Source organism: Shewanella sp. 11B5 (assembly GCF_002836795.1).
In the GTDB taxonomy this organism is placed as follows: domain Bacteria; phylum Pseudomonadota; class Gammaproteobacteria; order Enterobacterales; family Shewanellaceae; genus Shewanella; species Shewanella frigidimarina.
Genome location: NZ_PJAP01000369.1, coordinates 1 through 8,114, shown reverse-complemented (window position 1 = coordinate 8,114; position 8,114 = coordinate 1). Strand labels below are relative to the sequence as shown.

Below are 8,114 nucleotides of genomic sequence, written 5' to 3'. Positions count from 1 at the left end.
GAAATTTGTTAATGAATCGTATTTTAACTGTTTATGACTTAAATTAAAAGACAACACTTTATAATCAACACCTTGCACAATCACGCTTAACTAAAGTCTCACTAAAGCGTGATATAGGTATCGGCACCATGCCTGAAAACCTTATTAACTTCCAGTTAACTTAACAACAAAAACAAAACAAATTGCCAACATTGCTGGTAGTTGATTGTTTGTATTGACACATTTTATAACAAGCTTAACCTCTCTGTTCCCCGCATTAACATTGACTTTATTGGCATGAAAAGGGTATATAAGGTTAGCTTTTTGATGTTTGGTTAACATTCAGCGTCAAACTGACATTATTTATTATAAAAAATAAACAATAAAGTTGCTCAGTACTGCGTAGTCACGGTCAAACACTCGATATTTCAGGTGTTAGTTGATAAAGCAGTCATAGACAACTCTTGCAAACAATTATTTCTGTGACGATATTTTCTCACAGGCAATCACAAGCTTAAGGTGGAAGACTTAATGAGTGACGCAAAACCACAAGGTACATTGTTTGGACACCCTAAGGGGCTGTTCTTACTTTTTACAACAGAACTATGGGAACGCTTTAGCTATTACGCAATGCGTGCAATTTTAGTACTTTATTTGGTAGATAAAGTCCAAAGCAATGAAGCAGGTGGTGGTTTAGGCTGGAGCCAAGCAGACGCATTATCACTATATGGTACTTTTACCGGTTTAGTTTACTTAACACCATTAATTGGTGGTTGGTTAGCTGATAACGTATTGGGTCAACGTAAAGCCATTTATATTGGTGGCTTCTTAATGGCAGCGGGTCAATTTACGCTTGCAGCACCACATAGTTGGATGCCGGGTTTAGAAACCATGATGTTTTATATTGGTTTAGGGACGTTAATTATAGGTAACGGTCTATTTAAACCAAATATCTCCACTATGGTAGGTGATTTATACCCTGCTGGTGATCATCGTCGTGACGGCGCATTCACCATATTTTACATGGGTATCAACTTAGGTGCAGCTTTGTCAGGCTTTATTGTAGCTTGGGCTTACACTTCATTTGGTCATGAAGTTGTAATTGGTGGTGAAGAAGTATTTATCAACAACTGGCAAGCAGGTTTCTTCTGCGCAGGTGTTGGTATGATTTTATCGTTAATTATTCAGTTTTTCTTTGCGCAAAAATTACTTGGCGACATCGGTGTCGAACCGGCAGCTAAAGTAGAACAAAGAAAAAATGCAGCTAAAGGTGAAACCAGAAGTGAACCGCTAACGAAGATTGAACGTGACCGTATTAAAGTCATTATGGTAATGGGATTATTCACCATTATTTTCTGGGCTGGCTTTGAACAAGCTGGCGGATTAATGAACTTGTTCACTAACAATTTCACTGATCGTATGATTGGTTCGTGGGAAGTACCTACCACTTACTTCCAATCACTCAATGCTATTTTTATTGTTGTTTTTGCTCCAGTGATTGCCTCTATTTGGATCCGCTTAGGTAAAAACGAACCTAACTCACCCGTTAAATTTGCGTTAGGTTTATTCTTACTTGCCATCGGTTTCTTATTCATGATGGGCGCAGTATTCGAAATGGGCGGCGACGCTTCAGTTAAATCAAGCATGTGGTGGTTAGTAGGAGCTTACTTCTTCCACACCATGGGTGAATTATGTTTATCACCAATTGGTTTATCGATGGTCACTAAATTGGCACCACTGCGTATCGCATCATTAATGATGGGTGCATGGTTCCTATTTATTGCTGCAGCAAACAAAATTGGCGGCCTAGTAGGTTCGTTAATTGGTCATGGCGGCGAAGTCGAAGAACAACTCGCAAACGCAATGGCAATTTTTGCTGGGATCGGTATTACCGCAGTCGTCTCAGGTATTATTTTATACCTAATGTCAGATAAATTAGTTGACTGGATGCACGGTGCAGAAAACAAAAATGATACTGAAGAAGAAGTTTTAGAAGAAGAAATTGCAGTCACGGCCGAACACGAAGGAATTAAACGTTAATTGGTTTTGATGTAATTGTTATTCTTAATAAAATCCCCTCCAAGTTTCACTTGTGAGGGGATTTTTTATATACCCACATCAAGGGCTGCTAGGCTCAAGGAATAGAACGCCTGCGGCTGTTAGAGTCGCTTAGCTACTAGAACGGACTTCGTCCTGCTAGGATCGCTTCGCTGCTAGTACGGACAGCGTCCTGCTGACCGCTTCGCTACTAGAACGGACTTCGTCCTGCTAGGATCGCTTCGCTATGCTGTTTGCTTTTATAGCCTCTAGCCGCGAAGCGTCCTAGCAGCGCAGCGCTCTAGGTTTCTAGTGTCTAGATAGTCTCTAACAATGATCAGCGACACGCTAACTGCATAAAGCCACCCGCTTTAATATCAGATTGATAAACAAGCCCTGTAAAGCGGTTCTCAAGCAGTTGTTGTTTATGCTCATAAAAATGTGTACCAATACAAATCTGTTCATCCCGTAATAAGGTTCTAGTTTGCATACTCGGCTTATCCCACCCTGAACTGCCAAGAGGTGCTGATTCGGGCAATGCAAGAGGAGTGAGTTCATTACCGTTACGTAAATAACACCTTAGTCCTTTACCTGATTGTCCAATTGATAATTGGTAGCCGCTTAAATCGAGGCACACATAAATAATATCGGTATTAATATGTAACCCAGACTTCACCATACGCTGATGAAGATACGACAGCATATTATTAGGTTCGATTAAGGTATTGCTTAAACCATTTCTAAACAGCTTAAGTTTCTGATTAATAAAACTGCGCAATAAGACACAGCCAAAAGCAGCGCTATTATCCTCAGGTGAAAAGTGTGCCATATACATCACTAAATGATGCTCCCCCACCATAGTAGAGTCGATGAAGTAAGCACTAACATCATTATTTTTAAATAAACTGTAATTGATTTCGGCTTTAGGATAATAGATATGCGAAGCAGGAAATAACTGCTGCTGAACACTTTTGGCCGCTTGAGCATTTTGCTCAAGTAAAGATAAGTTATCAGTGAGCTCTTGATAAGATAACTCATTCATTTCTTGTAAATGCGATTGCCCAGAAACATTCATCGGCGTAGCGGCTGACATCATAGCTTGGATGATTGCCTGCTCAATAATGAATAAATCAGCAATAGGTTTAGTCAGATAATCACTGGCACCGATGCGCAATGCTTCAACAACATCAGACATCACATCATTACCAGAAATAACAATAGCGGGTATAGCAGGATTAATATCCTGCATCTGTTTAAGCATCGACAAACCGTGAAGGCCAGGCATGCTTAAGTCTGCAATAACAATATCAAAAATAGCATCGGAAAAAAGGGCTATACCTTCATCTCCATTACATGCTTGTTGAACCCGAGCACCTTGTCCCTGCAAAAAATCAGCAACGACATGGCGAAATATCGGGTCGTCTTCAACAAAGAGGATCTCGACATCAGTAAGCGCCATACAACAACCTCGCAAACTACACTGCCGAGGTGCCTGTATGCCTCGACTATTCTAGTTCATCTAAATATTCGTCAAGTAACTCATCGTCCGCTTGACTAGATGGCACATCACCATCAAAAACTTTGTAATCCATATGCTGCAAATAGGCATCTTTTACAAAAGCATAAGGATCAAGAGCATTGTCTAATAATCTTTCTTGATCAATGGCTTTAGAACGTGCATCCAAGCCCTTTAAGCCCCATTTTAATACTGACTGCCACATCGTTAACTCTGATAAAGGAAAGTATAGACCATCCACCCAATCAGAGGCGATTTCTCTTGTCACAATTGGGCCATAAAACGGCGCCATAAAATAAGGACCATTTGGTGTACCGTAATAACCTAACACTTCGTTAAAATCATCTTGTTTACGGTGCATCCCCATCATGTCAGCAACATCGACTAACCCCAGTAAACCGATGGTGGTATTAACCGTAAAACGACCTCCTGCATTAGCAGCCCCCCCCCACTTTCCTTGTAAGGTATTATTCACCAGAGAGCTAGGTTCCTCTAGGTTATAAACAAAATTATTAACCCCTGTTCTGACAGGATTAGGAACATAGTCTTTATAACCATGAGCAACCGGGCGAATAACATACCTATCTAAAAACAGATAGTTAAAGTCCCACATTGTGCGGTTAACTTCTTCAAATGGATCGCGAGGATCATTATATTTAATTTCAACCGCAGGTCGTGATGATGTGGTAACTTGAGGTGCTTCGGTTTCGGCATACGCGGGCATGCTAACTGCAACAAACACCTGAAGTAATATCCATTTATACTTCATATAATTCTCTTTAAAATGACAAAAGGTACTACTCAACAAACTGCTATTTTTGTCTTTTTATTAAAGCAATTTTTGTTCAAGTCGATATAATTTAGCAAGCAAGTGTAAGGCTGTTATCATTCACTATTTAGCAATCAGACCTTACTCATACGTCTTTGTTACCAGCAATCATTCACTATAATGGTAATAAAACCCAATATGTTGTCCCAATAAAGGTAACAGGGAGCTAAGGATACTGTGCCATTTGACAATATCAATCAAAAAATTGTAAATGAAGTTGATATTGTTCACTGACAAGTAGATTGATTTCAATAGACAAACATGTTCGTTTGATAGGATTTCTATGGCTGTACCAACAACGCTCCCTCAAAAACCGGTCAATACCGTCACAATCAAACCTGTCGATGTCAGTCCGCAGGCGGTGATTGAGCGTAAACAAACTCAAACCGATAGTACTTCTTTGCCAGCAAAAATCTCAAATGAAAAATCCGTTGTATCCAACTCGTCGACCACAAAATCAGATTTAGCAGCAGTATTATTGCCTGTAAAAGTGGTGCAACCACCAGCAAGCGCACAACTCGACATCAGTATTGCAAATCAACAGTATCAACTTAACAAGACCGCTGAACTGCAAAAGTTATTACAACAGACAGCGCAAGTCGTTATAGCAAGCGATCAAGCTAAGCTTGTGGCTCGTGCCGTTTCCAGCGTAAATTTACCCGTAGCCCAAGCAGAAGTCATCAACAGCCAAAGTACCTCGCCTGCAATTCCAACGGCTTCTGCAGGCTCAACTGCCACAGCACCCGCCCAAACGGTGGCGACTCAATTAGTGCTTTTGGCACAACCTATTCAACTTGCCTTACCACAAGGTCTCGAGGAACTAGCAAAACAAAATGGTGTTTCAACACAACAACTCGCATCATTGGCAGCCAGAGTTCAAGGTTATCCTCTGCCAACTGCAATAATAGACCAAGGGAAATTGACCTTTTCTGGTGGCACAAGCATTCAATTATCGCCCAATACCGCGTTAAACTCAGGCCAATATCTAGCTAAGGTCGTGGTACAACATCAGCAATTGCAACTTACACTCACGCCAGTCATTGCAGAAATAAGCGTTAATTTAACGAAACTTCCGGCACCACCTCAAGCGGCCCAGACGCTTGAATCGGCAAACATCATCATAACTAAAAATGAACCTGCACAAATTCTCAGTCAATTTCTAAAAAAGCTAGAGTCTACACCACTGCCAATCATTGATAATGCGGTAAAAGGAAGCGATGCCCAACAAAAAACGCCTAATGAATTAACGCCGTCTTCGGCCAAAGTCGGCCAAGACAGTACTGCAGTAAAAACCTTGACTCCGGTAACACAACAGCAAAGCTCATCAGGACTATCAGCAGAATCGAATCTCGCTAAAACTGGCAGCAATATGGAACAGCAAGCCAATCTAGCCAAAAGCGCTGTTAACAACACTGTAGAGCAAACAGCATTACCAACTAAATCAGTAGCGGAACAAAACACTCCCAAAGCAAACACCACTTCTGCGATAGACAATAGCGCAAAGAACAATCCACCAAACAACCCTGCATCAAACAAAATGAACAGTGACAGTGACCCAGCACCAATAGAAGTGCTGAATAAAGCGTTATCAAAAGCAGGCGCGATGCCAATCAAACAGCAGTTAAGCCAACAAATTCCACATAATCTAGCCAGCGAACTGTTTAAGCATCTACCACAAATTAGCCCACATCCATTAAGTGCATTGAGTGATCCGGCATTACTCAGCAGTGAGCTATACAGTTTAGCGGCGCTTAATCTGGCACACACTCAGCTAGGTCACTCAACTAGCGCACAGCCCTCACCACTGTTTTCAGGAAGTGCTATCACAACCTTATTCCAGTTATTATTAGGGGTAAAAACAAAATCAACAGGCTCAGGGATCAGCGATAAACTTCAAGCGCACCTTGCGCAGTTGCAACAACGAACCTTGAGTAAACTCAGTGCGAATTCAGGTCTATTAGCTGCATTAGATAAGCTAGGAGGTGCAGACTCTTTGGCACAATTGGCTAACAGTATTGCGCTGTATCAACATGCAAGCACCGATCCCAATCAAGCCATGACTTGGTACTTTGCTCTACCATATTCAATTAACCAACGCGATGAACAATTTGAAGGTAAATTTGAACAAGAAAATGATTCAGACAAAGATAAAAAAGCAGGATGGAAACTACAACTCAAATTTAATTTAGCCCAAGGATCATTATTGATTTGTGCTCATAAGCAAGCTGATGTGCTTGATATCCAATTTAAAGGCAACAATCAAATGCTACTTGCAAAAGTAGAACGCTTTAACCAAGCACTGTCAGATAAAATTACTCAAATTGGTTTTACACCAGGTAAGCTCACAACGCAGTTAGCCCAAATTCCAGCAACGTTATTACCTGGCGATCACTATTTAGTCAAAACAAGAGCTTAATAGAGAACATGATGAAAGATGACTCGAAAAAAATACAGCAAGCAGTCGCACTCAGTTTTGATGGTAAAAGTGCCCCAAAAATTACTGCTACTGGTAAGGACTTAGTTGCCGAGGAGATGATATTAATCGCTAAGGAAGCGGGGATCCATATCCATCAGGACCCACACTTAAGTGAGTTTTTGCAGTTATTAGAATTAGGTGATGAAGTACCGAAAGAGTTGTATCTATTAATCGCAGAATTGATTGCATTTGTGTATATGTTGGATGGAAAGTTCCCTGAACAATGGGATAATCTTCATCAAAAAATTGTCGCTCAAGCTTAACTCCTTTCAGCTACAAAATTGTCAAACCTAGATCATCTAATGTTAATGTTGTAAAAATTGGTAAATCAAGCTCGCTGTTATCATTATGCCACCGACTCCCAGTCCACCGAGACACAATCCAGCCAAACGGTCTTGGTCAAAATCAAGCCAGTCATTAAATGCTGCATAATAACGCAGCGATATCCCATACAATACAATGAGGACTAAAGAGATAAAACTATACAAATAGTGTTCTGGATAGGCAAACGTCAGCAACGGAAGAAATGCCAACAGGTAATCACAACCCTTTTGCTGTACGTCAGTTCGATACACAATATACGCATCAATACACATTTGGATTGGAATATATATGGCTAGTAAACCTAACAACCAAATGAAATCCATCACAACCTCTGTATCGGACTGTAAGGAACTGAAACGCTAATACTGCAGAAAACTATCGTGATATAAATACTCTCAAAAAAATCAATCTCACTTAAAATCATATCATCAATAACAATGTCATAAATGACAATAATAAAAGCTACAGCAGAGCAAATTAATCGATAAAGTATTGCGGATATATGGGGGATATAAAAAATGTCGAAAAACAATAACTGAGTAAATCGAGAAGAAAGTTGTTTCATTACAAATCCATTTTATTAATGCGTATCCATTACACATTTTGGTGAAAATAACGCTTAAAAAATACAACTAAAAAACACTGTGTAAACCGATAACTGAACATCACAAATAACACACTAAACAAACAATACCTAAATATAGCAGCAACATGAGAACAGCAACTAGAATTTATAGCAAAGTAATAGATTAAAATATCAAACCAATATTAACACTGTTGTATAAATTTATAATCAACAATAAATGTACATGTTGCTATTAGATAACAATCAAGACCTTACAAACACAATAGCAGCTCAAATATTCAGCGATATTGGCTGGCTTAATCTTTAAAAAAGTGAATACTGTTGTTAGCATAGGAGTGGTTATATAACTGAACGTCATAACGTGTTC

At 39.8% G+C, this 8,114-nt stretch carries 6 protein-coding genes; 3 read left to right on the top strand and 3 right to left on the bottom strand.

Translation table 11 applies throughout. The annotated features are described in order from the left end of the window. Nucleotides 1-510 precede the first annotated feature (510 nt). Complete coding sequence (locus tag CXF78_RS08295; protein ID WP_102036497.1) at nt 511-2,019, top strand: peptide MFS transporter; 1,509 nt, start codon at nt 511-513, stop codon at nt 2,017-2,019. A 334-nt stretch (nt 2,020-2,353) separates the two neighbouring features. Here CXF78_RS08295 and CXF78_RS08290 read toward each other — a convergent pair whose 3' ends face one another. Both CXF78_RS08290 and CXF78_RS08285 read right to left on the bottom strand, forming a co-directional pair. Continuing rightward, on the bottom strand, nt 2,354-3,475 hold the full coding sequence (locus CXF78_RS08290) for a response regulator (protein WP_102036496.1): 1,122 nt from the start codon (nt 3,473-3,475) through the stop codon (nt 2,354-2,356). Between the two features lie 46 nt (nt 3,476-3,521). Further along, on the bottom strand, nt 3,522-4,256 hold the full coding sequence (locus tag CXF78_RS08285; RefSeq protein ID WP_374702274.1) for an MlaA family lipoprotein: 735 nt from the start codon (nt 4,254-4,256) through the stop codon (nt 3,522-3,524). A 388-nt stretch (nt 4,257-4,644) separates the two neighbouring features. On the opposite strand from CXF78_RS08285, the gene CXF78_RS08280 reads away from it, so the two are divergent. Together CXF78_RS08280 and CXF78_RS08275 are read left to right on the top strand one after the other, a co-directional pair. After that, complete coding sequence (locus CXF78_RS08280) at nt 4,645-6,777, top strand: flagellar hook-length control protein FliK (RefSeq protein WP_102036494.1); 2,133 nt, start codon at nt 4,645-4,647, stop codon at nt 6,775-6,777. Nucleotides 6,778-6,788: 11 nt separating this feature from the next. Then, the gene (locus tag CXF78_RS08275) at nt 6,789-7,100 is read left to right on the top strand and encodes an EscU/YscU/HrcU family type III secretion system export apparatus switch protein (protein ID WP_041413136.1); all 312 of its coding nucleotides are present in this window, start codon (nt 6,789-6,791) and stop codon (nt 7,098-7,100) included. A gap of 42 nt (nt 7,101-7,142) precedes the next feature. Here the strand turns inward: CXF78_RS08275 and CXF78_RS08270 are convergent, their stop codons facing one another. Continuing rightward, a complete protein-coding gene (locus CXF78_RS08270) occupies nt 7,143-7,484 on the bottom strand; it encodes a hypothetical protein (RefSeq protein WP_102036493.1) in 342 nt (113 codons plus the stop codon). Nucleotides 7,485-8,114: the final 630 nt, after the last annotated feature.

Excerpts from the sequence above, each read along its gene's own strand:
- CXF78_RS08295 (WP_102036497.1), top strand. The coding sequence starts at position 511 with ATGAGTGACGCAAAACCACAAGGTACATTGTTTGGACACCCTAAGGGG.
- CXF78_RS08290 (WP_102036496.1), bottom strand. The coding sequence starts at position 3,475 with ATGGCGCTTACTGATGTCGAGATCCTCTTTGTTGAAGACGACCCGATA.
- CXF78_RS08285 (WP_374702274.1), bottom strand. The coding sequence starts at position 4,256 with ATGCCCGCGTATGCCGAAACCGAAGCACCTCAAGTTACCACATCATCA.
- CXF78_RS08280 (WP_102036494.1), top strand. The coding sequence starts at position 4,645 with ATGGCTGTACCAACAACGCTCCCTCAAAAACCGGTCAATACCGTCACA.
- CXF78_RS08275 (WP_041413136.1), top strand. The coding sequence starts at position 6,789 with ATGAAAGATGACTCGAAAAAAATACAGCAAGCAGTCGCACTCAGTTTT.
- CXF78_RS08270 (WP_102036493.1), bottom strand. The coding sequence starts at position 7,484 with ATGGATTTCATTTGGTTGTTAGGTTTACTAGCCATATATATTCCAATC.